Origin of the sequence: Massilia sp. TS11 (assembly GCF_022012445.1) — a bacterium.
Lineage (GTDB): Bacteria > Pseudomonadota > Gammaproteobacteria > Burkholderiales > Burkholderiaceae_D > Telluria.
Genome location: NZ_JAKLTS010000003.1, coordinates 223,424 through 245,971 on the forward strand (window position 1 = coordinate 223,424; position 22,548 = coordinate 245,971).

General features: G+C 65.3%; 21 protein-coding genes. 16 read left to right on the top strand and 5 right to left on the bottom strand.

Annotated elements, in window-relative coordinates; all coding sequences use genetic code 11:
- Window positions 1-8: 8 nt before the first annotated feature.
- From LZ005_RS06490 to LZ005_RS06560, 15 genes are all read left to right on the top strand, one after another.
- Window positions 9-1,370 (top strand): MBL fold metallo-hydrolase RNA specificity domain-containing protein, encoded by a 1,362-nt coding sequence (locus LZ005_RS06490; protein ID WP_237806128.1) that lies wholly within the window; start codon window positions 9-11, stop codon window positions 1,368-1,370.
- A gap of 9 nt (window positions 1,371-1,379) precedes the next feature.
- The gene (locus LZ005_RS06495; protein WP_237805880.1) at window positions 1,380-4,070 is read left to right on the top strand and encodes a bifunctional acetate--CoA ligase family protein/GNAT family N-acetyltransferase; all 2,691 of its coding nucleotides are present in this window, start codon (window positions 1,380-1,382) and stop codon (window positions 4,068-4,070) included.
- Window positions 4,067-4,810: a sulfite exporter TauE/SafE family protein gene (locus tag LZ005_RS06500; RefSeq protein WP_237805882.1), complete on the top strand. Its 744-nt coding sequence runs from the start codon at window positions 4,067-4,069 to the stop codon at window positions 4,808-4,810. The genes LZ005_RS06495 and LZ005_RS06500 overlap by 4 nt, the downstream gene beginning before the upstream one ends.
- The gene (locus tag LZ005_RS06505) at window positions 4,807-7,218 is read left to right on the top strand and encodes a heavy metal translocating P-type ATPase (RefSeq protein ID WP_237805884.1); all 2,412 of its coding nucleotides are present in this window, start codon (window positions 4,807-4,809) and stop codon (window positions 7,216-7,218) included. The genes LZ005_RS06500 and LZ005_RS06505 overlap by 4 nt, the downstream gene beginning before the upstream one ends.
- 13 nt (window positions 7,219-7,231) lie before the next feature.
- Window positions 7,232-7,399 (top strand): cbb3-type cytochrome oxidase assembly protein CcoS, encoded by a 168-nt coding sequence (ccoS, locus tag LZ005_RS06510; RefSeq protein WP_237805886.1) that lies wholly within the window; start codon window positions 7,232-7,234, stop codon window positions 7,397-7,399.
- A gap of 103 nt (window positions 7,400-7,502) precedes the next feature.
- A complete protein-coding gene (ccoN, locus tag LZ005_RS06515; protein ID WP_237805888.1) occupies window positions 7,503-8,930 on the top strand; it encodes a cytochrome-c oxidase, cbb3-type subunit I in 1,428 nt (475 codons plus the stop codon).
- A 12-nt stretch (window positions 8,931-8,942) separates the two neighbouring features.
- On the top strand, window positions 8,943-9,557 hold the full coding sequence (gene ccoO, locus LZ005_RS06520) for a cytochrome-c oxidase, cbb3-type subunit II (RefSeq protein ID WP_237805890.1): 615 nt from the start codon (window positions 8,943-8,945) through the stop codon (window positions 9,555-9,557).
- A gap of 2 nt (window positions 9,558-9,559) precedes the next feature.
- Window positions 9,560-9,730, top strand: a complete 171-nt coding sequence (locus LZ005_RS06525) for a CcoQ/FixQ family Cbb3-type cytochrome c oxidase assembly chaperone (protein WP_237805892.1) — start codon at window positions 9,560-9,562, stop codon at window positions 9,728-9,730.
- Window positions 9,723-10,721, top strand: coding sequence for a cytochrome-c oxidase, cbb3-type subunit III (gene ccoP, locus LZ005_RS06530; protein ID WP_237805894.1), 999 nt, complete (start codon window positions 9,723-9,725; stop codon window positions 10,719-10,721). Before LZ005_RS06525 ends, ccoP begins: the two co-directional genes overlap by 8 nt.
- A gap of 16 nt (window positions 10,722-10,737) precedes the next feature.
- Window positions 10,738-12,120: a cytochrome c oxidase accessory protein CcoG gene (gene ccoG, locus LZ005_RS06535; protein WP_237805896.1), complete on the top strand. Its 1,383-nt coding sequence runs from the start codon at window positions 10,738-10,740 to the stop codon at window positions 12,118-12,120.
- A 9-nt stretch (window positions 12,121-12,129) separates the two neighbouring features.
- Window positions 12,130-12,654, top strand: coding sequence for a FixH family protein (locus tag LZ005_RS06540; protein WP_237805897.1), 525 nt, complete (start codon window positions 12,130-12,132; stop codon window positions 12,652-12,654).
- 1 nt (window position 12,655) lies between these two features.
- A complete protein-coding gene (gene hemN / locus LZ005_RS06545) occupies window positions 12,656-14,053 on the top strand; it encodes an oxygen-independent coproporphyrinogen III oxidase (protein WP_237805898.1) in 1,398 nt (465 codons plus the stop codon).
- 258 nt (window positions 14,054-14,311) lie between these two features.
- The gene (locus LZ005_RS06550; RefSeq protein WP_237805899.1) at window positions 14,312-15,700 is read left to right on the top strand and encodes a tetratricopeptide repeat protein; all 1,389 of its coding nucleotides are present in this window, start codon (window positions 14,312-14,314) and stop codon (window positions 15,698-15,700) included.
- Between the two features lie 79 nt (window positions 15,701-15,779).
- Window positions 15,780-16,379 (top strand): hypothetical protein, encoded by a 600-nt coding sequence (locus LZ005_RS06555; RefSeq protein ID WP_237805900.1) that lies wholly within the window; start codon window positions 15,780-15,782, stop codon window positions 16,377-16,379.
- Between the two features lie 85 nt (window positions 16,380-16,464).
- Window positions 16,465-16,698 carry a hypothetical protein gene (locus LZ005_RS06560; RefSeq protein ID WP_237805901.1) on the top strand — a complete coding sequence of 78 codons (234 nt, stop codon included), beginning with the start codon at window positions 16,465-16,467 and terminating at the stop codon, window positions 16,696-16,698.
- A gap of 3 nt (window positions 16,699-16,701) precedes the next feature.
- Here the strand turns inward: LZ005_RS06560 and LZ005_RS06565 are convergent, their stop codons facing one another.
- The 3 genes from LZ005_RS06565 to LZ005_RS06575 are packed head-to-tail and all read right to left on the bottom strand — an operon-like array spanning window position 16,702 to window position 18,431.
- Window positions 16,702-17,247 carry a DUF1353 domain-containing protein gene (locus LZ005_RS06565; RefSeq protein WP_237805902.1) on the bottom strand — a complete coding sequence of 182 codons (546 nt, stop codon included), beginning with the start codon at window positions 17,245-17,247 and terminating at the stop codon, window positions 16,702-16,704.
- Window positions 17,248-17,307: 60 nt separating this feature from the next.
- Window positions 17,308-17,871 (bottom strand): chromate transporter, encoded by a 564-nt coding sequence (locus LZ005_RS06570; protein WP_237805905.1) that lies wholly within the window; start codon window positions 17,869-17,871, stop codon window positions 17,308-17,310.
- The gene (locus tag LZ005_RS06575) at window positions 17,868-18,431 is read right to left on the bottom strand and encodes a chromate transporter (RefSeq protein WP_237805907.1); all 564 of its coding nucleotides are present in this window, start codon (window positions 18,429-18,431) and stop codon (window positions 17,868-17,870) included. The genes LZ005_RS06570 and LZ005_RS06575 overlap by 4 nt, the downstream gene beginning before the upstream one ends.
- A gap of 299 nt (window positions 18,432-18,730) precedes the next feature.
- Between LZ005_RS06575 and LZ005_RS06580 the strand changes: the two genes are divergently transcribed.
- Window positions 18,731-20,794: an ATP-dependent helicase gene (locus LZ005_RS06580; protein ID WP_237805909.1), complete on the top strand. Its 2,064-nt coding sequence runs from the start codon at window positions 18,731-18,733 to the stop codon at window positions 20,792-20,794.
- Between the two features lie 3 nt (window positions 20,795-20,797).
- On the opposite strand, the gene LZ005_RS06585 is transcribed toward LZ005_RS06580, so the two are convergent.
- Both LZ005_RS06585 and LZ005_RS06590 read right to left on the bottom strand, forming a co-directional pair.
- Window positions 20,798-21,676: a PAS domain-containing protein gene (locus LZ005_RS06585; RefSeq protein ID WP_237805911.1), complete on the bottom strand. Its 879-nt coding sequence runs from the start codon at window positions 21,674-21,676 to the stop codon at window positions 20,798-20,800.
- Window positions 21,677-21,942: 266 nt separating this feature from the next.
- Complete coding sequence (locus LZ005_RS06590) at window positions 21,943-22,533, bottom strand: hydrolase (protein ID WP_237805913.1); 591 nt, start codon at window positions 22,531-22,533, stop codon at window positions 21,943-21,945.
- Window positions 22,534-22,548: the final 15 nt, after the last annotated feature.

A 22,548-nucleotide genomic window follows, 5' to 3' on the forward strand; every position in this document is an offset into this window, starting at 1 on the left:
CCGTGACGCTGCGTCTTCAATTCCTCGGAGCTGCCGGCACCGTGACCGGCTCGAAATACCTGGTGCGCGGCCAGACCGGTTCGATCCTGGTCGACTGCGGTCTGTTCCAGGGTTACAAGAACCTGCGTCTCCGCAACCGCGACCGCCTGCCGGTGCCGCCTTCGAGCGTGGAGTCGGTCGTGCTGACCCATGCCCACCTCGACCATAGCGGCTACCTGCCGCTGCTGGTCAAGGACGGCTTCAGCGGCGTGATCCACTGCAGCGAAGCGACCTATGACCTGTGCAAGATCCTGCTGCCCGACAGCGGCCGCCTGCTCGAGGAAGAGGCCAACTTCGCCAACCGCCACCATTATTCGCGCCACTCGCCGGCGCTGCCGCTGTACACCGAGGATGACGCCTTCCGCGCCCTCAAGCATTTCCGTCCTGTCCCGATGGGCAAGCAGTTCTCGCCGGCCGACGGGCTGAATGTGCGCATGCAGGGCGCCGGCCATATTCTCGGCGCGGCCAGCGTCCTGCTCGAACACGCCGGCACCACGCTGTGCTTCTCGGGCGACCTTGGGCGCCCCAACGATCCGCTGATGGCGGCGCCCGACTACATCGAGCAGGCCGACTATCTGGTGGTCGAATCGACCTATGGCGACCGGGTGCACGACAATGCCGATCCGGCCGAACTGCTGGCCCAGGTCATCAACAGCACCTGCGCGCGCGGTGGCGTCACCATCATCCCGGCGTTTGCCGTCGGCCGCGCCCAGACCATCATGTACTACCTGCAGCAGCTGAAGGCAAGCGGGCGCATTCCGGCCCTGCTGCCGGTCTGGCTGGACAGCCCGATGGCGACCGATGCCACCGCCCTGTACCGGCGCCACCGCTACGCCCACCGCCTCAACCACGACGAGTGCCAGGCCATGTGCCAGGTGGCCCAGATCGCGAATACGCCCGACCAGTCGCGCGCGCTCGATCTGCGCCAGGTCCCGATGGTGATCATTGCCGCCAGCGGCATGGCCACCGGTGGGCGCGTGCTGCACCACCTGCGCGCCTTCCTCGGCGACACCCGCAACACCGTGCTGTTTGCCGGCTTCCAGGCGGCGGGTACGCGCGGGGCGGCGATGATCGCCGGTGCGCCCTCGGTCAAGATTTTCGGCGAATATCTGCCGGTGCGCGCCCAGGTCAGCCAGATCGGCAACCTGTCGGCCCACGCCGATGCGCCCGAGATCATCGACTGGCTGCGCCACTTCAAACAGGCGCCGCGCCAGACCTATGTGACCCATGGCGAGCCGCAGGCGGCCGACGCGCTGCGCCTGCGCATCGAAGAAACCCTGCATTGGCGCGCGCGCGTGCCCGAGCATCTGGAAACCGTGAACCTGAGCTGAGAACCGTCTGTGAGTATCCGCAATCTCGACCATTTTTTCCGCGCGCGCAGTGTGGCCGTGATTGGCGCCAGCGGGCGCCCGGCCAGCGTCGGCGCCACTGTGCTGCAGAACCTGATCGACGGCGGTTTCGCCGGTGAGATCTGGCCCGTCAACCCCAAGTACAACGAACTGGCGGGGCGGCGTGTGTTCGGCAGTGTCGGCGCCTTGCCGGGCGCGCCCGAAGTGGCCGTGATTTGCACCCCGCCGGCCACCGTGCCGGGATTGATCGCGGATCTGGGCGCACGCGGCACGCGCGCGGTGATCGTGCTGACGGCCGGCCTGTCGGCCAGCGACGGCAAAGGCGGCACGCTGCGCCAGGCCATGCTGGATGCGGCGCGCCCCTACCTGATGCGGATTCTCGGACCGAACTGCGTGGGCCTGCTGGTGCCGCGCATCGGTCTGAATGCGAGCTTTGCCCACGTCGGCGCCCAGACGGGCCGGCTGGCTTTTGTGTCGCAGTCGGGCGCGCTGGTGACGGCGGTGCTGGACTGGGCCAAGGCGCACGGGATCGGCTTCTCGTGCTGCGTGTCGATCGGCGATGCGACCGATGTCGACGTCGGCGACATGCTCGACTACCTGGCCACCGATGCCAATAGCAGCGCAATCCTGCTGTATCTGGAAGATGTGAAGAGCGCGCGCAAGTTCATGTCGGCCGCGCGCGCCGCTGCGCGCGTCAAGCCGGTGCTGGTGGTGAAGGCCGGGCGTGCGCCCGAAGGCGCCAAGGCCGCCGCCTGCCACACCGGCGCCATGGCCGGCGCCGATGCCGTGTACGACGCCGCCTTCCGCCGCGCCGGCATGCTGCGCGTGCTGAGCATGGAAGAACTGTTCGCCGCCGTCGAGACCCTGGCGCTGGCGCGGGTGCCGCGCGGCGAGCGGCTGGCGATTCTGACCAATGGCGGCGGCCCCGGCGTACTGGCGGCCGATGCGCTGTCTCTGGCCGGCGGCAAGATGGCCGAACTGGCGCCCGATACCGTGGCCGCGCTCGATGCCTTCCTGCCGTCCAACTGGTCGCGCTCGAACCCGATCGACATCATCGGCGACGCCGATGGCACGCGCTATCAGAAGACCCTCGAACTGCTGGCGCGTGACCCCGGCGTGGACGCCGTGCTTCTGGTGCACGCGCCGACCGCGCTGGCGCGCAGCGAGGAAGTCGGGCGCACGCTAGCCAGCGTGGCGGCCGCCGCGCCGGTGCCGGTGCTGACCTGCTGGCTCGGCGCCACGCCGGCCGTGGAGATGGCGCGCGGCGCCTGTCTGGGCGCCGGTATTCCCACCTATGACACGCCGGAAGACGCCGTCGCCGGCTTCCTGCAGCTGGTGCAGTTCCAGCGCAACCAGGCCATGCTGCTGGAAGTGCCGCCCGCGATGGCGGCCAGCAGCGCGCCCGATCGCCATGCCGCGCGCAGCGTGATAGGCCGCGCCCTGTCCAGCGGCACGCGCATGCTGTCGGAGCCCGATGCCAAGGCCGTGCTGAGCGCCTACGGAATCCCGGTGGTGGACACGCGCGTGGCCCATTCGCCCGAGCAGGCGGCCACGCTGGCCAGTGCGATCGGTTTTCCGGTCGCGCTCAAGGTGCTGTCGCCCGAGATCAGCCACAAGACCGACGTCGGTGGCGTTGTCCTCAATCTGGACAGCGCCGCGGCCGTGAAGAACGCTGCCTGCGCCATGCAGGAGCGGGTGGCGCGCCTGCGTCCCGATGCCGTGCTCGAAGGCTTTACCGTGCAGGCCATGCTGCGCCGTCCGCAGGCGCTGGAACTGATCGCCGGTACCAGCAGCGATCCGGTATTCGGCCCGCTGGTGGTGTTCGGCCGCGGCGGCACGGCTGTCTCGCGCCACAATGACAGCGCGCTCGAACTGGCCCCGCTGAATGCGCCGCTGGCGCGCGCCCTGATCTCACGCACCCGCGTGTCGCGCCTGTTCGAAGGGGCGCGTGGTCTGCCGACCATCGACACCGACCAGGTGGCCGATGTGCTGGTGCGCCTGTCGGCCCTGATGGCCGACCATCCCGAAGTGGCCGAAATCGATATCAATCCGCTGCTGGCCGACGAGCAGGGCGTGGTCGCGCTGGATGCGCGCATGGCGCTGCGCACCGAGGTGGCCCCAGGTACCAACCGCTTCGCCATCTGCCCCTATCCGGCCCAGCAGGAAGAAACCGTGGCCTGGCAGGGCGAGCTGCTGCACCTGCGCCCCGTGCGTCCCGAAGACGCCGGCCAGCACCGCGACTTTTTCGAGGCGCTCGATCCGGCCGATGTGCGCCTGCGCTTCTTCGAGTCGCTCAAGAGCCTGGACGCGGGCCGCCTGGCGCGCCTGACCCAGATCGACTATGAGCGCGAAATGGCCTTCATCGCCGAGCGGTTGGGCGCCGATGGCCGGCGCGAGACCCTGGGCGTGGCGCGCGCCGTGGCCGACCCGGATCTGTCGAATGCGGAATTCGCGATCGTCGTGCGCTCGCGCCTGAAGGGCAAGGGCCTGGGCCGTCTGCTGCTCGACAAGCTGGTGCGCTATTGCCGCGAGCGCGGCATGGACGTGATCGAAGGCGAAACCCTGGCGCACAACCAGGGCATGCGCGAGCTGGCCCAGTCTCTCGGCTTCAGCATCACCCAGGGCGAGATGGGCTGCGTGAACATGCGTCTCGATCTGCGCGCGCAAGGCAAGGCGGCATGAACGGTGCGTTTCTGATCCCGGCCTTTCTGGCTGGCCTGCTTGGCAGCGCCCACTGCGTGGGCATGTGCGGCGGGATCATCACGGCCTTCTCGGCCGCGCGCCTGCGCCGTTTTCCGGTGCCGGTGGTGGCCACCACGGGCACGCTGTCGTATGCGCTGTCCTACAACAGCGGGCGGATCGTCAGCTACAGCCTGGCCGGAGCGATTGCCGGCGGTATCAGCGGCGGCATCAGCCGCCTGACCGCCATCGCCAGCTTCCAGCATGGCCTGTATTGGGCCGCCAATCTGATGCTGGTGGCGCTCGGCCTGTATTTCATGGACGCCTGGCGCGGCCTGGCGCGCGTGGAAGCGGCCGGCGCGCATCTGTGGAGCCATGTGAAGCCCGTTCTGAAACCGCTGGTGCCGGCCGATACGGCGCCCAAGGCCTTTGCGCTTGGTATGGCCTGGGGCTGGGTGCCGTGTGCAATGGTGTATTCGGTGCTGCTGACGGCGCTGACCAGCGGCTCGGCCTTGACCGGCGCCGCGACCATGGCCGCCTTTGGTGCCGGCACCTTGCCCGCGCTGCTGAGCGTGAGCCTGGGTGGCGCGGCACTCGCCGAGTTTGTGCGCCGCCCGCGCGTGCGTCAAATCGCCGGCCTTGTGCTGATTAGCTTCGCCGTGCTCGGCATGTACCGCGCCGTGCATGGCTTGTCGCTGGGCTGGATCGACGCCCTGTGCATCGCCCCGGGAGCCCATTCGTGAGCGAGGCCGCACTCTGCTACCACTGCGGGCAGGCGCTGCCCGGCGGGCAGGCCTTTTCCAGCGTGACGATCGACAGCGTGGCCCAGCCGATGTGCTGCGCCGGCTGCGCCGCCGTGGCCCAGGCCATCGTCGATTTCGGCCAGACCGCCTACTACCGCGAGCGCACCGCCTACGCCCAGACGGTCGATCTGGAGGCCCTCTCGCCCAAGGCCTTGGCCGTGTACGACGCCGAACCGACGCCCGAGGAGGAAGTGCGCGAAGCCAGCTTCGCCATCGACGGCATCCGCTGCGGCGCCTGCGTCTGGCTGATCGAGCAGCGCGTGGCTGCGCTGGCCGGTGTGCTGGCGGCCACCATGAATATGGCGACCGAAAAGCTGTACGTGCGCTGGGACACGCGGCGCTGCTCGACCGGCGCGATCCTGCGCGCCGTGCGCGAGATCGGCTATCTGGCCTATCCGTATGACGCCGGCCGCCACGGCGAGCAGCTGGCCAAGGCCAGCCGCACCATGCTGAAACGGGTGTTCATCGCCGGGCTGGCGATGATGCAGGTGATGATGTACGCGGCGCCCGGCTATTTTGCCCACGATGGCACGCTCGACGCCGACATGGCCTCGCTGCTGCGCTGGGCCTCGCTGGTGCTGACCGTGCCGGCCATGCTATACGCTGCCTGGCCGTTCTTCGCGGGCGCCTGGCAAAGCCTGGCCACGCGCGCGATCGGCATGGATGTGCCGGTGGCGCTTGGCATCGCGGCCGGTCTGCTGGGTTCGGTGGCGGCCACGCTGCAGGGCAGCAGCGAAGTGTATTTCGACTCGGTGTCGATGTTTGTGTTCTTCCTGCTGGGCGCGCGCTACCTGGAACTGGGTGCGCGCCGCGCCGCCGCGAATGCGCTCGAAAAGCTCCACCATGGCCTGCCGGCCGCGGCCACCCTGGTCGGCGGCACGCCCGAGCAGCCGGTGCAGACCGTGGTGCCGGCCGCCTCGCTGGTGGTCGGTGACCGGATCAGCGTCAAGCTGGGCGAAACCGTGGCCGCCGATGGCGAGATCGAGGAGGGTGCCACCACGCTCGACCTGTCGCTGCTGACCGGCGAAAGCCGCCCCGAGGCGCGCCAGCGCGGCGACAGCGTGCCCGGTGGCGCCATCAACACCGGCGCGCCCGTGACCGTGCGCGTGACGCGCGCGGCCGCCGATTCCACCCTGGCCGCGCTGGTGCGCCTGGCCGAACGGGCAGGGCAGGGCAAGCCGCGCCTGGCCGAAAAGGCCGATGCCGTGGCGCGCGTTTTCGTCGCGCTGCTGTTGCTGCTGGCGGTGGCGGCCTTCGCCTGGTGGCATGTCTACCATCCGGAGCGCGCCTGGCAGGTGGCGGTGGCGGTGCTGGTCGTGTCCTGTCCGTGCGCGCTGTCGCTCGCTACCCCGACCGCGCTGGCGGCGGCGGCCGATGCGCTGCTGCGCCGCGGTGTGCTGCTGATCCGCCCGGCTGCACTCGAGGCGCTCGAAGGCGCCAGCCATATCGTGTTCGACAAGACCGGCACGCTCACCCAGGGCAAGCCGGTGCTGGAAGAAGTGCGCGTGCTCGGCACGCGCGAACGGGCCGACTGTCTGCGCATTGCCGCGGCCATCGAGGCCGGTTCGGCCCATCCGCTCGCCCAGGCCGTGCTGCAGGCGGCCAGCGGCCTGGTGCTGCCGGCCGCGCGCATCCTCAGCGAGAGCGCCGGGCGCGGGCTCGAGGCCGAAGTCGACGGCGTGCGCTACCGTCTCGGTACGGCGGCCTTCGTGGCCGAACTGGCCGGCCATCCGGGCGTGGGGCAGCCGCACAGCGGCGTGTCGGTCGCCTGGCTCGGCTGTGAAGGCCAGATGCTGGCCCAGCTGCTATTCGCCGATCCGCTGCGGCCGGAAGCGCGCGAGATCGTGCGCGGCCTGCGCCAGGCCGGCAAGACGGTGGTGCTGTTGTCAGGCGACGACAGCGGCCTGGTCAGCGCGGTGGCCCATCTGCTCGGTATTGACGAGGCCCATGGGCGCCAGCTGCCGGAAGATAAATTGGCCCATGTGCAGCGCCTGCAGGCCGAGGGGGCCGTGGTCGTGATGATCGGCGACGGCGTCAACGATGCGGCCGTGCTGGGTGCGGCGAATGTTTCGGTGGCGATGGGCAAGGGCGCGGCCCTGGCCCAGGCCCAGGCCGATGCGGTGCTGTTCGGTCATGGGCTGAGCCCGCTTCAGGACCTGGTCCGCACGGCCGGCCAGGCCATGCGCGTGATGCGCCAGAACTTGCTGTGGGCCAGTGTGTACAACGTGTCGGCCATTCCGGCCGCCGCTTTTGGCCTGATCGGCCCGCTTGCCTCGGGCATCGGCATGGCGGCCAGTTCGGCCCTCGTGGTCATCAATTCGCTGCGTTTGCGGCAAACAAAGTTGTAGAGGGGGAGTGGGTATGGAAGCAATGTATTTATTGATTCCCTTGAGCGTCATACTGATCGTGCTGGCCGTGTGTGTATTTTTTGCCATGTCCGACTCGGGCCAGTTTGACGACCTCAAGGGCCCGGCGCTCAGAGTGTTACACGACGACGACGGTTTCTCCGAGGAAAGAAAGTTGCACTAACGCATATACTTTTCTCGGATTTTGATTTGCATCAATGTTTTTTTACATTGCACCGCACACACTGTGACATACATCAACCGCAAGCAACCACGGGAGAGACTTTGTGGAAAAAGAACTGAACTATAACTACCAGATTGTGAAGCAATTCACAATCGCGACGGTCTTCTGGGGGATCGTCGGGATGCTGGTGGGCGTGCTCATTGCCGCCCAACTGGCCTGGCCCGCCCTGAACCTCGATACGGCCTGGCTGACCTACGGCCGCCTGCGCCCCCTGCACACGAACGCCGTGATTTTCGCCTTCGGCATCAACGGTCTGTTCGCTGCCTCCTACTATGTGGTGCAACGCACCTGCCAGACCCGCCTGTTCTCGGACGGCCTGGCCCAGTTCACTTTCTGGGGCTGGCAATTCATCATCGTGCTCGCCGCCGTTACGCTGCCGCTGGGTCTGACCCGCGGTAAGGAATACGCCGAGCTCGAATGGCCGATCACCCTGATCATTGCCGTCGTCTGGATCGCCTACGCGATCGTGTTCTTCGGCACGCTCATCAAGCGCAAGGTCAAGCACATCTACGTGGCCAACTGGTTCTTCGCGTCCTACATCCTGGCCGTGACGATCCTGCACGTGGTCAACGGCATGTCGATGCCGGCCACGCTGACCAAGTCCTACTCGGTCTACACCGGTGTGCAGGACGCCATGATCCAGTGGTGGTACGGCCACAATGCGGTGGGCTTCATCCTGACCGCCGGCTACCTGGGCATGGTCTACTACTTTATTCCGAAGCAGGCCAACCGTCCGGTGTACTCGTATCGTCTGTCGATCGTGCACTTCTGGGCCCTGATCTTCACCTACATGTGGGCGGGTCCGCACCACCTGCACTACACGGCTCTGCCGGACTGGGCGCAGTCGCTCGGCATGGTGTTCTCGCTGGTGCTGCTGGCTCCGTCGTGGGGCGGCATGATCAACGGTATCATGACCCTCTCGGGCGCCTGGCACAAACTGCGTCAGGACCCGCTGCTGAAGTTCATGATCGTCTCGCTGTCCTTCTACGGTATCTCGACCTTCGAGGGCCCGATGATGTCGATCAAGACCGTCAACGCCCTGTCGCACTACACCGACTGGACCGTCGCCCACGTGCACGGCGGCGCCCTGGGCTGGGTCGGCTTCATCACCATGGGTTCGCTGTACTACATGATCCCGCGTATGGCTGGCAAAACCAGCATGCATAGCACCAAGCTGATCGACCTGCACTTCTGGGTCGCCACCATCGGCATCGTGCTGTACATCGCCGCCATGTGGATCGCCGGTGTGATGCAGGGCCTGATGTGGCGCGCTGTCAACCCGGATGGCACCCTGACCTACACCTTCGTTGAAGGCGTGAAAGCCACCTTCCCGTACTACGTGATTCGCGTGGGCGGTGGTCTGCTCTACCTGTCTGGCATGTTGATCATGGCTTACAACACCTGGAAGACCCTGAGCGGCACCAAAACGGCCGTCGCTCCCATCCCGGCCCTGGCCACGAACCACGCCTAATCGGAGACCACAATGAATTTTAAGCATGAATGGATTGAGAAAAACCCCTGGTTGCTGATCGGCCTGGTTGTGGCTGTGATCAGCGTCGGCGGCCTGGTGGAAATCACCCCGCTGTTCTTCCAGAAGTCGACCACCGAAGCCGTGGCCGGCGTGACCCGCTACTCGCCGCTGCGCCTGGCCGGCCGCGACATCTATGTGCGTGAAGGCTGCTACAACTGCCACTCGCAGATGGTGCGTCCGTTCCGCGCCGAGACCGAGCGCTATGGCCACTACTCGGTGGCCGGCGAATTCGTGTTCGACCGCCCGTTCCAGTGGGGTTCGAAGCGTACCGGTCCGGACCTGGCCCGCGTTGGCGGCCGCTACAGCGACGACTGGCACCGCGCCCACCTGAACGATCCGCGTGAAGTGGTGCCGGAATCGAATATGCCGCGTTATCCGTGGCTGGCACAGACCCCGCTGAACCCGCAGGCCATCGTGCCCCACCTGAAGGCCCTGCAGCGCCTGGGCGACGGTTACACCGACGCCGAAATCGCCGCCGCGCCGAAGGAACTCGAAGGTAAGACCGAACAGGACGCCCTGATCGCCTACCTGCAAGGCCTGGGCACCGCCATCAAGAAGAGGAACTGATCATGTTCAACATTAATTTCAGTGACGCATCGACGATCACGACCTTGATTAGTTTCATCACTTTTGTGGGCATCGTGGTCTGGACCTACAGCCACAGCAATGCCGATTTCGACCGCGCAGCCGCACTGCCGTTCGCGGACGAAGCAGCGGATAAGGAGAATGTACATGGCTGACTTTACTAGCGGTTTCTGGGACCTGTTCATCACGGTCCTGTCCATTGCCGGCGTGATCGGCTGCGCGCTGCTGCTGTACATGCAGTCGAGCGAGAAACTGGAACCGGGTCAGAAGGCCAGCGATACCGGCCACACCTGGGACGAGGACCTGAGCGAGCTGAACACGCCGATGCCGCGCTGGTGGATCTGGCTGTTCTACATCACCATCGTGTTCGGCCTTGCCTACTTCTTCCTGTACCCGGGCCTGGGTTCCTATCCGGGCAAACTGGGCTGGAAGTCGACCGGCCAGTATGACGAGGAAGTCAAGGCGGCCCACGCCAGCTACGACCCCCTGTTCGAGCGCTACAAGGCGATGGACCTGAAGGCCGTTGCGGCCGATCCGCAGGCCCGCGCCATCGGTGAACGTCTGTTCCTCACCTATTGCGCCCAGTGCCATGGTTCCGACGCCCGCGGTAACAAAGGCTTCCCGAACCTGACCGACAAGGACTGGCTGTATGGCGGTGCACCCGAGACCATCAAGCAGACCATCATGACTGGTCGCAATGGCGTGATGCCCTCGATGGCCGCAGCCGTTGGCGGCGACGAAGACGTCGCGAATGTGGCAAACTATGTGCTGAGCCTGTCGAACACCTCGCACGACCCGGTCAAGGCTGAACTCGGCAAGAGCAAGTTCGGCGCCTGTATGGCCTGCCACGGTGCGGACGGCAAGGGCAACCAAGCCATCGGCGCCCCAAACCTGACCGACAAGACCTGGCTGTATGCGGGCAATGTCGAGACGATCTCGGAAGGCATCCGCAAGGGCCGTAACAATGTGATGCCGGCCTGGGGCGACTTCCTCGGCGAAGGCAAGGTGCATGTGCTGGCCGCCTACGTCTGGAGCCTGTCGAACAACCCGGCAGAGGCGAGCGCCGCCGACGCCAAACCGGCTGAAGCCGCAGCGCCTGCTGCTGATGCCGCAGCCTCGGCAGCATCGGCAGCCCCGGCCAAGTAATTTTTAGGAGTACAGAGTGTCAGAGCAAGAGTCAGCCCAGGTTATCAAGTTCTACGCTGCCCGCGAGGCCATCCATCCTCGCGAGATCAGCGGCCGATTCACCCGCCTGCGCTGGCTCTGCCTGATACTCACGCAGATCGTCTTCTACGGTTTCCCGTGGTTGACCTGGAACGACCGCCAGGCGGTGCTGTTCGATCTGGTCAACCGCAAGTTCTACATCTTCGGCCTCGTGCTGTGGCCGCAAGACTTCATCTACCTCGCAGTTCTGCTGATTATTTGTGCCTATGGCCTGTTCCTCGTAACAGCCGTGGCCGGACGGGTGTGGTGCGGCTTTGCCTGCCCCCAGACCGTCTACACTGAAATCTTCCTCTGGATCGAACGCAAGCTCGAAGGACCGCGCTCGGCGCGTATCGCCCTCGACCGCGCGCCCTGGTCCGTCAACAAGCTGGCCCGCCGCGGCACCAAGCATCTGGTCTGGATTGCGCTCGGCCTGTGGACCGGCTTTACTTTCGTTGGTTTCTTCACCCCGATTCACACGCTCGGCGCCGAGATCTTCAATCACTCGCTGGGTCCGTGGGAAACCTGGTGGATCCTGTTCTACAGCTTCGCCACCTACGGCAATGCCGGCTGGATGCGTGAACAGGTCTGCAAATACATGTGCCCGTATGCGCGTTTCCAGTCCTCGATGTTCGATAAGGATTCGCTGCTGATCACCTATGACGTCGAACGCGGCGAACCGCGCGGCGCCATGCGCAAGGGCGAGAAAGCCAGCGGCAATGGCGATTGCATCGACTGCTCGCTGTGCGTGCAGGTCTGCCCGACCGGCATCGACATCCGCAAGGGCCTGCAGTACGAGTGCATCGGCTGCGCCTCCTGTATCGACGCCTGCAATAGCGTGATGGACAAGGTCGGTTTCCCGCGCGGCCTCGTGCGTTACGCCACCGACAACGGCATGAAGAACCGCTGGACCGACCAGCAGATGATCAAGCGCGCGCTGCGTCCGCGCGTGCTGATCTACACTGCCATCCTCGGTCTGATCATTCTGGCCTTCTTCACTTCGCTTGCGCTGCGCAAGCCGGTCAAGATGGACGTCATCCGCGACCGCGGCTCGATGGGCCGCATCGTCGAGGACGATCGCGTCGAAAACGTCTATCGCCTGCAGATCATGAATACCTCGGAGCGCGCGCAGCGCTTCACCATCAGTGCCAGCGGCCTGCCGTCGCTGGCCCTGAACACGCCGGCCGAAGTCACGCTGGCGCCGACCGAGACGCGCGCTGTGCCGCTGCGTCTGCGTGTCGACCACGGCGTGGGCCAGCCGGGTTCCAACAAAATTATCATCACCCTCAAGTCGGACGACGCCCAACTCGACGAAAAAGCGGTGTTCTTCGTACCGCGTTAAGGAGCAGCCATGAACACGACCACCCTCAACAGTGCACGCGACGACGGTCCCTGGTACACGCACCGCTGGCCCTGGCTGCTGATGCTGGGCCCGGGCGTGGTGGTGGCCGCCGGCGGCTACATGAGCTACTTGGCCTACAAGAACCAGGATGCGCTGGTCGTGGGCGACTACTACAAACAGGGCAAGGCCATCAATCAGGACCTGCGCCGCGACAAAGAGGCCTCGCGCCTGGGTCTCGCGGTCGAGCTGGCCGTGGATGTGGCCGATGCGCGCCTGAGCGGCCGCCTGCTCAGCCATGGTCAGCCGCTGCAGGGCGCACTCCAGCTGCATCTGGCCCATGCGACCCAGCCCGAGAAAGACATCCAGCTGTTCGTCAAGACCGACGCCGATGGCCGCTTCAGCCTGAATCTGCCGCCGCTGGCCCCGAGCCGCTGGCAGGTGACGCTCAGCGACACGGCCAACCAATGGCGTCTCGAAGGTCCGTGGCAATACCCGAAGGTCGCCACCCTGCAGCTGGCGGCGGACAAGCTCTGACATGGCCGTTATCCCGATCAAGCCCCTGGTCCAGTTCGATGAGGACCTGATCCGCCGTCTCAACCAGTCCGGCCCGCGCTACACGTCCTATCCGACGGCTGACCGGATGCACAAGGAATTCAGCGAGCGCGACTATTACCAGGCCGTGCTGCGGCGCGAGCTCAAGCCGCTGTCCGTGTATGTGCACATCCCGTTCTGCGAGTCGCTGTGCTACTACTGCGGCTGCAACAAGATCATCACGCGCGACCACAGCAAGGCGCACGACTACCTCAGCTATCTGTACCGCGAGATCGCGCTGCAGGGCCCGCTGTTCGGGCGCGACCGCCGCGTCGAGCAGCTGCATTTCGGGGGCGGCACGCCGACCTATCTGAGCGACGCCCAGATGGACGAGCTGCTCGGCCAGCTGCGCCAGCATTTCGATTTCGCGCCCGACGAGGTGGGCGAGTATTCGATCGAAGTCGACCCGCGCACGACCAGCCCAGAGCGCATCCACACGCTGCGCCGCCAGGGCTTCAACCGCCTGTCGCTCGGCGTGCAGGATTTCGATCCCGATGTCCAGGCCGCCGTCAACCGCATCCAGCCCGAGGAAATGACGCTCGGCGTGATGCAGGCGGCGCGCGAGGCCGGTTTCCGCTCGATCAGTGTCGACCTCATCTATGGCCTGCCGCTGCAGAGCGCGGCCTCGATGGAGCGCACGCTCGACAAAGTGGTCAAAGCCAATCCCGACCGCATTGCCGTCTACAACTACGCGCACCTGCCGCACCTGTTCAAGTCGCAGCGCCTGATTCCGACCGAGCAGATTCCGGCCCCGGAAGCCAAGCTCGAGATGATGCGCCTGTCGATTGAGCGTCTGGTCGCGGCCGGCTATGTGTATATCGGCATGGACCATTTCGCCAAGCCCGACGACGAGCTCGCCGTGGCCCAGCGCGAAGGCAAGCTGCACCGCAATTTCCAGGGTTACTCGACGCATGCCGAGGCCGATCTGGTGGCATTGGGTGTGTCGGCCATCAGCGCCATGGCCGGTACCTACAGCCAGAACGAGAAGGTGCTGGCTGACTACTACGCCCGTCTGGACCGGCGCGAGTTGCCGATCGCGCGCGGGATCGTGCTCGACGACGACGACATCCTGCGCCGCCGCCTGATCACCGACCTGATGTGCAATTTCGAGCTGCGCTATGCGAATTACGGCGAAGTCGATTTCGCCAGTTATTTCGCGGACGAGCTGGCAGCGCTGAAACCGATGGAAGCCGACGGCCTCTTGAGTTTCGAGGCCGATGGCCTGCGCGTGAGTCAAAAGGGCCGGCTGGTCATCCGCAATCTGTGCATGGTGTTCGACCGCTACCTGAAGGCCCCGCGCGCCGAGGGTCCGGTGCAGCCGCGCTACTCGCGCACCCTGTAGCCTCCGCAAAACCAGCGTCCACCCGCGATCCCGGCCGCAACCCTTGCTGCGCCGACAAATCGGGGTCAGACCCCAATTTCCCCGGCCGGCAATATTATGCTGTGTGGATAAATTGGGGTCTGACCCCGATTTGTTTGTGAGGAAATTTTGGCCTTGGGCTTGGCGCGGTCGCGATCCTTTACTCCTACTTTCTTCGGGGCTGGCCTTGTGCAACCCGGCCAGGCCGGGCAGCCCTGCGCGGCTGGCATAATGGCGGGCATGAACGCCATTTCCACCTTGCTGCAGCAAGCGCTGGCCCTGCACCAGCGCGGTAAATTTGTCGATGCGATTGATCTCTACGCGCTGGTGCTCGCGCGCGAACCGGAGAACTTCGATGCCCTGCACCTGATGGGCGTGGCTGAGCGCCAGCGCGGCCATCCGCAGGCGGCCGTCAACTGGATCGACGCGGCGCTGGACGTGCGTGAGGAAGCCATCGCCCACTGCAACCGCGGTGTGGCCTTGCAGGATCTGGGCCGGACCGAGGAAGCCTTGGCCGCCTTCAGCCGTGCGCTCGAACTCAAGCGCGATTATGCGATGGCCTGGAGTAATCATGGCAACGCGCTGCACAAACTCGGACGTGAGCGCGAGGCGCTGGACAGCTATGCGCGCGCGGTCGCCTTGCAACCGGACTATGCCGAAGCCTGGGCAAATCAGGGCATCGTGCTGCATCAGCTCGGTGCGTTTGAGGAGGCGCTCGCTTGTTTCGGCCGCAGTCTGGCCCTCAAGCCGCAGCAGGATGGCATCTGGACGCGCCAGGGCATGAGTCTGCTGCGTCTGCAGGATCCGGCCGCCGCGCTGGCCAGTCTGGACCGGGCCTTGGACCTGCGTCCCGACGCAGCCGACGCGCTGCGGGCGCGCGGCAATGCGCTGCGTGCGCTGGGCCGGCGCGAGGAAGCCGTGGCCAGCTACCGCGCCGCGCGCGCCGCTGGCGCTGTGGCCGATGACATCGACTTTCTGCTCGCCAGTCTGGGCGAAATGGCGGCCCCGGCCGCTGCCCCGGCCTCCTATGTCAGCCAGTTGTTCGATCAATACGCGGGCCACTTCGATCAGCACCTGCAGGGCCAATTGGCGTATGCCACGCCGCAGCAGCTCGAAGCCATGCTGCAGGCGGCTGGGCAGGGCAGGGTGGCGCGCGCGGCCGATCTTGGCTGTGGCACCGGTCTGTGCGGACCCTGGCTGCGCCCGCTGGCGGACGAGCTGATCGGCGTCGACCTGTCGGCGCGCATGCTCGCCCAGGCGGACGCGCGCGGCTGCTACGACCGGCTCGATTGCGCGGAACTGGTCGACTGGCTGGGTGACCAGTCCGAGCTGGGCCTGCTGGTCGCGGCCGACGTGTTCGTCTACCTGGGGGCGCTCGATGGCCTGTTTGCCGCGTGCCGCTGGGCCTGCCTGCCCAGCGCGCGTTTCGCGTTTTCCGTGGAAAGCGGCCCGGCGCAGGGCTACCGTCTCGGTGAAAACGGCCGCTACGCGCACAGCGAGGCCTATGTGGCGGCCACGGCGGCCCAGCATGGCTGGCGCGTGCTGACCCAACAGGAGGCGGTCCTGCGTGAAGAACAGGGTGTGCCGGTAATCGGACACTTGTGGTTATTGGAAAAGGTATTGCTTTAATTCAAACAAACATGGCGCTAGAATGCATACACGATAAAAACAAGAGGAGCCTGCCATGCTAGCCCAATGGAAAACGTTCTTGAGTCTTCTGGTGATGCCGCCTTTCCTCGTGTTTTTGCTGGTGGTGGGTGCGGCCGGCGTGATGCTCGGACTCAGCCTGTTGCTGCGTTCCAAGCTCGTCTGGCGTATCGCCGGCACCCTCAATCGCTGGATCAGTTTCCGCCGTCTGCTGCGTCCGCTCGAAGTGTCGTATGACAGCTGGGCTGTTATCGAGCGCAACCGCCGTCTGCTCGCGCTCGGCATGACTGTGGCGGCGGCCTATACGCTGTATGTGCTGTGGTCGGTCGACATCAAGCTGACGGCCTATGCGATGAGCAAGCGCTGGGGTATCAATCCGGTGGGCATCGACTGGCTGCTGCGCTCCTTCCTCGTGTTTATGACGGGCGGGAACCTGATCGCGATTCTGGCCGGCTGGGTGCTGGCCCTGCAGCCGGCCTGGTTTGCGCAGTTCGACAAACGCGCGAGCCGCTGGATCTCGACGCGTAAATTGTTTCGCTCGGCCGATGCGATGAACAGTAGTTTCGACCGCATCGTGGCGGCCTGGCCGCGCGCGGCCGGCGGGCTGATTGCCTTGTTCTCGATCGTGGAAATTGTGTGCGTGGTGCGGGTGTTGCGCTAGGCTGCAGATTCCATACAAATTTCAGACACATCGCCGCAGGCTGGCCTGCTAGGGTGGCGTCTTTGTCCACCATAGAGGAATTGCCATGTCCCGTTTCGCCCTGTGTCTCGCCCTTCTTGCCCTGATCAGCGGTTGCGCCAGCAGCGGCGATGCTGCGCGCAACGCCTCGCTGATGGACGACAACGACAAGCCCGAATACCGGACTGGCTCGATCATCGCTGTCAAGAAGAAAGACGCTGCCAAGGCCGACGGCGTTAAGCAGGGTTCGGCTGAAGAACTGGAACAGGTCCGCAATAATTCCTCCATCAGTACGCGCTAGGGCTCAGGGTGGCAGGTGACGGTCGACCGTTGCCTGCACCTCGGCCACGCTGTCGCCGGTTTCCTGCAGATCGGCGGCGATCAGGGTGAAGCGCGCGCGCACGGCCAGCTCCTGCGCGCTGTGGTCGCCGGGAAGGCGCGGCCCGGGCGCCGCCTGCAGATCGGCAAACAGGGGACCGTACTGGTCGAGCCAGGCGCCGACCCGTACCCCCGCATACAGCAGCTTGGCCTCGGCCGGCGTGCAACCGCCGGCCAGGCAAGCCTGGTAGAACATGGCATCGGCCTCGCTGCGCGCCACGCGCAGATCGCAACAGGCGACGTCGTGCACGATGGACGCGCGCCGGTAGCGCCCCGTGTAGGGGCTGCCCACCGCCGACCACAACGTGCGTGGAATGCTGGCCCCGTCGATTACGCTGCCGGCCGGCGCCAGCCATTCGCCCCCGGCCGGATCGGTATAGCTGAAGGGCGCCAGCAGGCGCATTTGCGTGTCGCGCCCGTCACCGGTGATCCATTCCGTTTGCGGGTCGGAAGAAAACGTCCCGACTTCCATCGCTGCCTCCTGTGACAGAGATCAGTTCAACAGAAGCTTCGCGCGCGCGTTTGCGCTACCTCAAACCAGATTCAAGGCACCGAGCAGGGCGCCGGCGGCGAGCAGCCATAGCAGATGAATCCGGGTGCGCCAGACCAGCACCGCGCTGACAGCCGCCAGCAGCCAGCTGGGCCAGAAATGCGCTGCGTCGCGTCCGGCCACCACCAGCACCCAGGCCACCGACAGCATCAAGGCAATGACCATCGGCGTCATGCCGAGTTTGAAAGCGCGCACGGCGCGCGCCTCGCGGTTGCGCTGCAGCCAGCTGGCGGCCACATAGGTCAGATAGGTACTCGGCAGCATGATGCCCGTCATCGTCACCAGCACACCGAACAGGCCCAGGCCCGGTCCGCCCGCATTCAATCCGACCTGCCAGCCCATCAGCGCGACAAACAGGATGTTCGGCCCTGGCGCCGCCTGGGCCAGGGCGATGGCGTCGCTGAACTGGGCCTGGCTCAGCCAGTGATGCTGTTCCACCAGAAAACGGTGCATATCGGCCGTGGTGGAAATGGCGCCGCCGACCGACATCAGCGACAGCAACAGGAAGTGGGTGAACAGACTGAACCAGTCGGCCGGGCTCATCATGCGCGCAGCCTCCGGTAGGCGATCAGGCAGCCGAGCCCGCCAAGGCCGAGCAGGGCATAGCCGATCGGCAGGCGCCACAGCGCGGTGCAGATAAAACCGAGCGCGGCGATGGCGAGCGCCAGCGGGCGTGGAATCGGATTGCGGGCCAGGGTCGGCAGCAGCTTGAGACCGGCTGCCGCCACCATGCCGGCCGAGACCGCCGCCATGCCGCGCAGCGCCCCTTCGACGGCGGGCTGCCCGGCAAACTGGGCGAACACGGCGGCCAGCACCAGCACGATCAGCAGCGGCAGACTCAGCATCCCGGCCAGGGCCACGCCGGCCCCGCGCCAGCCGAAATAGCGGGCGCCGATCATCATCGACAGATTGATGACATTCGGTCCCGGCATCACTTGCGCGACGGCCCATTCCTCGACAAATTCCTCCTGCGTCAGCCAGTGTTTGCGCTCGACAAGCTCGCGCTGGACGATGGCCAGCACGCCGCCGAAGCCCTGCAGGGCCAGAAAAGTGAAGGACCAGTACAGATCGCGCAGTGAAGCGGGGCGTTGGGCGGGAGATGTCATGCAGATGTGGTGCGTTGAAGGCTGGTTATGCACAAAAGCCGGGCGCAAAAAATAATTTCGCGTCTTTTTGTGTGCATACGGGCTAGGGTTTCTAAGTACTTGATTTTACACGATTTAAATTTTGCCTGTTCTGTGGGCATTTTATTGAAAGCCGCGCCATTACTGGCTTTCAGCGTGTCAATAGGGGCTTTTCCACAAAGTTATGCACACGCTCTGGGGACATCTCAAAAAGCGCTTATAAATCCGAGGCTTACGAAAAGACTTGCGGCTTGCACTGTATAAATGTACAGTTTTATTCTATGCGAGAAGAGGTCTTCGATCTGTTAAATCCCCAGCAACGGGCGGCCGTGGAGCACGACATTGGTGCGCCGCGCACGCGCCCCTTGCTGGTCATTGCCGGGGCCGGGTCGGGCAAGACGAATACGCTCGCGCACCGGGTGGCGCGCCTGATTCTGGCCGGGGTCGATCCGAACCGGATTCTGCTGCTGACCTTTTCGCGCCGCGCCGCGCAGGAGATGACCCAGCGCGCCGCCGCCACGCTGCAGCGCGCGCTCGGCCAGCAGGGCGCCGCCGGTGCCGCGCCGAGCCTGCCCTGGGCCGGCACCTTCCATGCGATCGGCGCGCGCCTCTTGCGCGACTACGCGGCCCAGCTGGGCCTGGATCCGGGTTTCACGATCCACGACCGCGGCGACGCCGAGGACCTGATGGGCATGGTGCGCCATGAAATCGGCCTGAGCCAGACCACCAAGCGCTTTCCGCTGAAAGGCACCTGCCTGGCGATCTACTCGCGCGTGGTCAACAGCCAGGACAGTCTGGAACTCGTGCTGAAGACCTTGTTTCCGTGGTGCGCAGAGTGGGAGAGCGATCTCAAGCGCCTGTTCGGCGCCTACGTCGACGCCAAGCAGGAACAGAACGCACTCGACTATGACGACCTGCTGCTGTTCTGGTCCGAGATGATGCAGGACCCGGAACTGGCGGCCCATATCGGCGGCCTGTTCGACCATGTGCTGGTCGACGAATACCAGGACACCAACCGCCTGCAGGCCGCCATCCTGCAGGGGCTGAAGCCCGATGGGCGCGGTGTGATGGTGGTTGGCGACGATGCCCAGTCGATCTACAGTTTCCGCGGCGCGACGGTGCGCAATATCCTCGACTTCGGCAAGGACTATGGCGCGCCGCCGGAGCTCATCACGCTCGACCGCAATTACCGCTCGACCCAGCCGATTCTCGACGCCTCGAATGCCGTGATCGCCGCCAGTGTCGAGCGGCATGCCAAGACCCTGTGGACCGATAAGCCCGGTTCGGCCAAGCCGCAGCTGGTGCTGATTCCCGACGAGGCCGAGCAGGCGCGCTGGGTCTGCAACCGCATCCTGGCGCTGCGCGAGGCCGGCATTCCACTGATCCAGCAGGCCGTGCTGTTCCGCGCGGCTAGCCACAGCGCCGCGCTCGAACTCGAGCTCATGCACCGGAATATCCCCTTCGTCAAATTCGGCGGACTGAAATTCCTCGAGGCGGCCCACATCAAGGACGTGCTGGCCGTGCTGCGCTTTGCCCAGAACCCGGCCGGGCGCCTGGCCGGGTTCCGGGTCGCCCAACTGATTCCGGGCATCGGCCAGGCCACGGCCACCCGCCTGCTCGAGGCGATTGCCGCCGCGCCGGAGGCCACGGCCGCCGTGCAGGGCTTTGCGGCCCCGTCCAAGGCGGGTCAGGAATGGCAGGATTTTGTGGCGCTATACACGGCCTTGCGCCAGCCGGGCCTGCGCTGGCCGGCCGATATCGAGCTGGTCAAGCAATGGTATCTGCCGCATCTGGAGCGCCTGCACGATGATGCCTCGGTACGCCTGCTCGATATTGAACAATTGGTCCAGCTGGCGGCCGGCTATGGCACTCGCGAGAACTTCCTGGCCGAGGTGACGCTCGACCCGCCCGAGGCCACCAGCGACCGCGCCGGCCCGCCCCATCTGGACGAAGACTATGTGATCCTGTCGACCATCCATTCGGCCAAGGGGCAGGAGTGGAAGTCGGTCTCGGTGCTGAACGTGGTCGATGGCTGCATCCCGTCCGACATGAGCACCGGGAACAGCGCCGACATCGAGGAGGAGCGCCGCCTGCTCTACGTGGCGATGACGCGCGCCAAGGAGCATCTGCACCTGATCGTGCCGAACAAATTCTTCATCAAGCAGCAGGCGCAGCTTGGTGATCGCCATGTGTATGCGGCACGTTCGCGCTTCATCACGCCGGTGATGCTCAAGCATTTCGAGGAAACGACCTGGCTCAGTGCCGACAAGGCCTATGTGAAGTCGCCGATGCCGGAGAGCGTGCGCATGCTGGTGCGCGAACGCGCGCGCAATGCCTGGAAGTAGGCCTCAGTGCTCGGCGCAGACAGTCGCCACGAGGATGTACTCGTGCCCATGCACGGGGCTTTCAGGGGCGCCGTAGACGGTGGTGCGCAGGCTCAGCGTGGGACCGTCGGCGCGCAGGCGCCCGCTGAAGTCGCCCTGCCAATGGCCGCCCACACTGACGGTCTTCAGAATGTTGCCGATCATGCCGGGCGTGAAGGCATGCGGCAGCAGTTGCGGCAGGTCTTTGCCGATCATCTGTTCGCGTGCCAGGCCGGTCAGTTCGCAGGCTTTCGGATTGACCTCGATGAGCCGGCCGAAGCTGTTGATGTGCAGGACCACGGCATGCAGGTCGAGCGCGGCCTGCAGATTCAGCATGCGGTCGAGCGTGGCGCGCAGGGCGTCGCGCGTGGCGGCGGCCGCGGCCAGCGTGGCATAGGCGCGCAGGGCCGAAATCACCGTGGTGAACAGCTTGCGCGTGGTGAGGTCGGCCTTGCACCAGAAATCGTTGATGTCGTAGTCGACGATGATGCTGTGCTCGAGCGCCTGACCGGGCTGACCGGTGCGCAGCACGATGCGTACCAGTTCGTTGTCGAGTTCCGTGCGGATTTTGCGGGCCACCTGGAGGCCGGCATCGTCCGACTCCATGATGACGTCCAGCAGCACCAGCGCGACATCGGGATTTTCCTCCAGCATGAGCAGCGCTTCCTTGCCCGTGTAGGCGTGCAGGAAGCTGATGCGGCGGCCCTGGTAACTGGCATTCGACAAGGCGAACTTGGTCACCACATGCACATCGACATCGTCATCGACGATCAGCACGCGCCAAGGCGCGTCCGCCTGCGGCGCCAGGCTGGCGGGCAGGTCGTCTTCTTCGATGACAAGGTCGTTGCTGGTGCTTGAATTCATAGGGGGCCTGTTCGTTTCAACACTATGACAACATCGACCGCTTTGTCAAAAGCTTTTGGTCGGCTCAGGATATTTCTGCGGGGGCGGTGTTGTGGGCGCCAAGGCCTGCGCTAAGTGTTTGATTTATAAAGAGCAAATTTTTGCCGCGGAAATTGGCAACTTGTTGCTGAGGCCGTCATTGCAAGCGTTTTGGCTTGTCAAGAGGGCCTTGTCCACATGCTTATCCACAGCTTGTGGGGATAAGATTGAAATATGCATGAAATCAATCACTTGCGACGGTTGGCGCGGGCCGGTGGCAGGGCCAGATGCTGCAATTCTTCAAATCTTTCCATGAACAGGGTGTAGGCGCGTTCCGGGCCGACCGGGACAATGCGCTCCGGATGCGGGGGCGGCAGGTGGCCCCATTCCATCCAGGCGCGCGGCAGAAGGTCGCGCAGCTCGGTGGCCATGCAGACCAGGTCGGCCTGTTTCACGGCTTCATCGCTGTCGCCGCTAAAGCCGAAGCGTTCGCGCAGGGCCTGTTTGACGGGGGCGAGCCGGTCCTTCACATAGTCGCGCCCGAGCATGACTTTGACGGGCGAGGGCCAGTCGCCGAGGAACTCTTCGCAGTCGTGCATCAGGCCCGCCAGGGCCAGCGGCGGCGGTACCAGACGCGACACCATGATCGAATGCTCGGCCACCGAATACCAGGGCCGCGCGGCGCCGCCCCAGCGCGGTTGCGAGGCCAGGCACAGGGCGATGTCGGTGACCGGCATGCCGTGCGCATCAGGCGCCATCAGGTCGAATACAAAGCCCGAAGGCAGCAGGATGGCGGTGCGGCCATCGGGTTTATTGAACAGGTCGAGTTGCGGCAGCATAGGTCGTTTCGGCAA

Coding starts and splice junctions, on each gene's coding strand:
- LZ005_RS06500 (WP_237805882.1), top strand. CDS start 4,067: ATGAACGGTGCGTTTCTGATCCCGGCCTTTCTGGCTGGCCTGCTTGGC.
- ccoS (WP_237805886.1), top strand. CDS start 7,232: ATGGAAGCAATGTATTTATTGATTCCCTTGAGCGTCATACTGATCGTG.
- ccoO (WP_237805890.1), top strand. CDS start 8,943: ATGAATTTTAAGCATGAATGGATTGAGAAAAACCCCTGGTTGCTGATC.
- LZ005_RS06525 (WP_237805892.1), top strand. CDS start 9,560: ATGTTCAACATTAATTTCAGTGACGCATCGACGATCACGACCTTGATT.
- ccoP (WP_237805894.1), top strand. CDS start 9,723: ATGGCTGACTTTACTAGCGGTTTCTGGGACCTGTTCATCACGGTCCTG.
- LZ005_RS06540 (WP_237805897.1), top strand. CDS start 12,130: ATGAACACGACCACCCTCAACAGTGCACGCGACGACGGTCCCTGGTAC.
- hemN (WP_237805898.1), top strand. CDS start 12,656: ATGGCCGTTATCCCGATCAAGCCCCTGGTCCAGTTCGATGAGGACCTG.
- LZ005_RS06550 (WP_237805899.1), top strand. CDS start 14,312: ATGAACGCCATTTCCACCTTGCTGCAGCAAGCGCTGGCCCTGCACCAG.
- LZ005_RS06560 (WP_237805901.1), top strand. CDS start 16,465: ATGTCCCGTTTCGCCCTGTGTCTCGCCCTTCTTGCCCTGATCAGCGGT.
- LZ005_RS06565 (WP_237805902.1), bottom strand. CDS start 17,247: ATGGAAGTCGGGACGTTTTCTTCCGACCCGCAAACGGAATGGATCACC.
- LZ005_RS06570 (WP_237805905.1), bottom strand. CDS start 17,871: ATGATGAGCCCGGCCGACTGGTTCAGTCTGTTCACCCACTTCCTGTTG.
- LZ005_RS06575 (WP_237805907.1), bottom strand. CDS start 18,431: ATGACATCTCCCGCCCAACGCCCCGCTTCACTGCGCGATCTGTACTGG.
- LZ005_RS06580 (WP_237805909.1), top strand. CDS start 18,731: ATGCGAGAAGAGGTCTTCGATCTGTTAAATCCCCAGCAACGGGCGGCC.
- LZ005_RS06585 (WP_237805911.1), bottom strand. CDS start 21,676: ATGAATTCAAGCACCAGCAACGACCTTGTCATCGAAGAAGACGACCTG.
- LZ005_RS06590 (WP_237805913.1), bottom strand. CDS start 22,533: ATGCTGCCGCAACTCGACCTGTTCAATAAACCCGATGGCCGCACCGCC.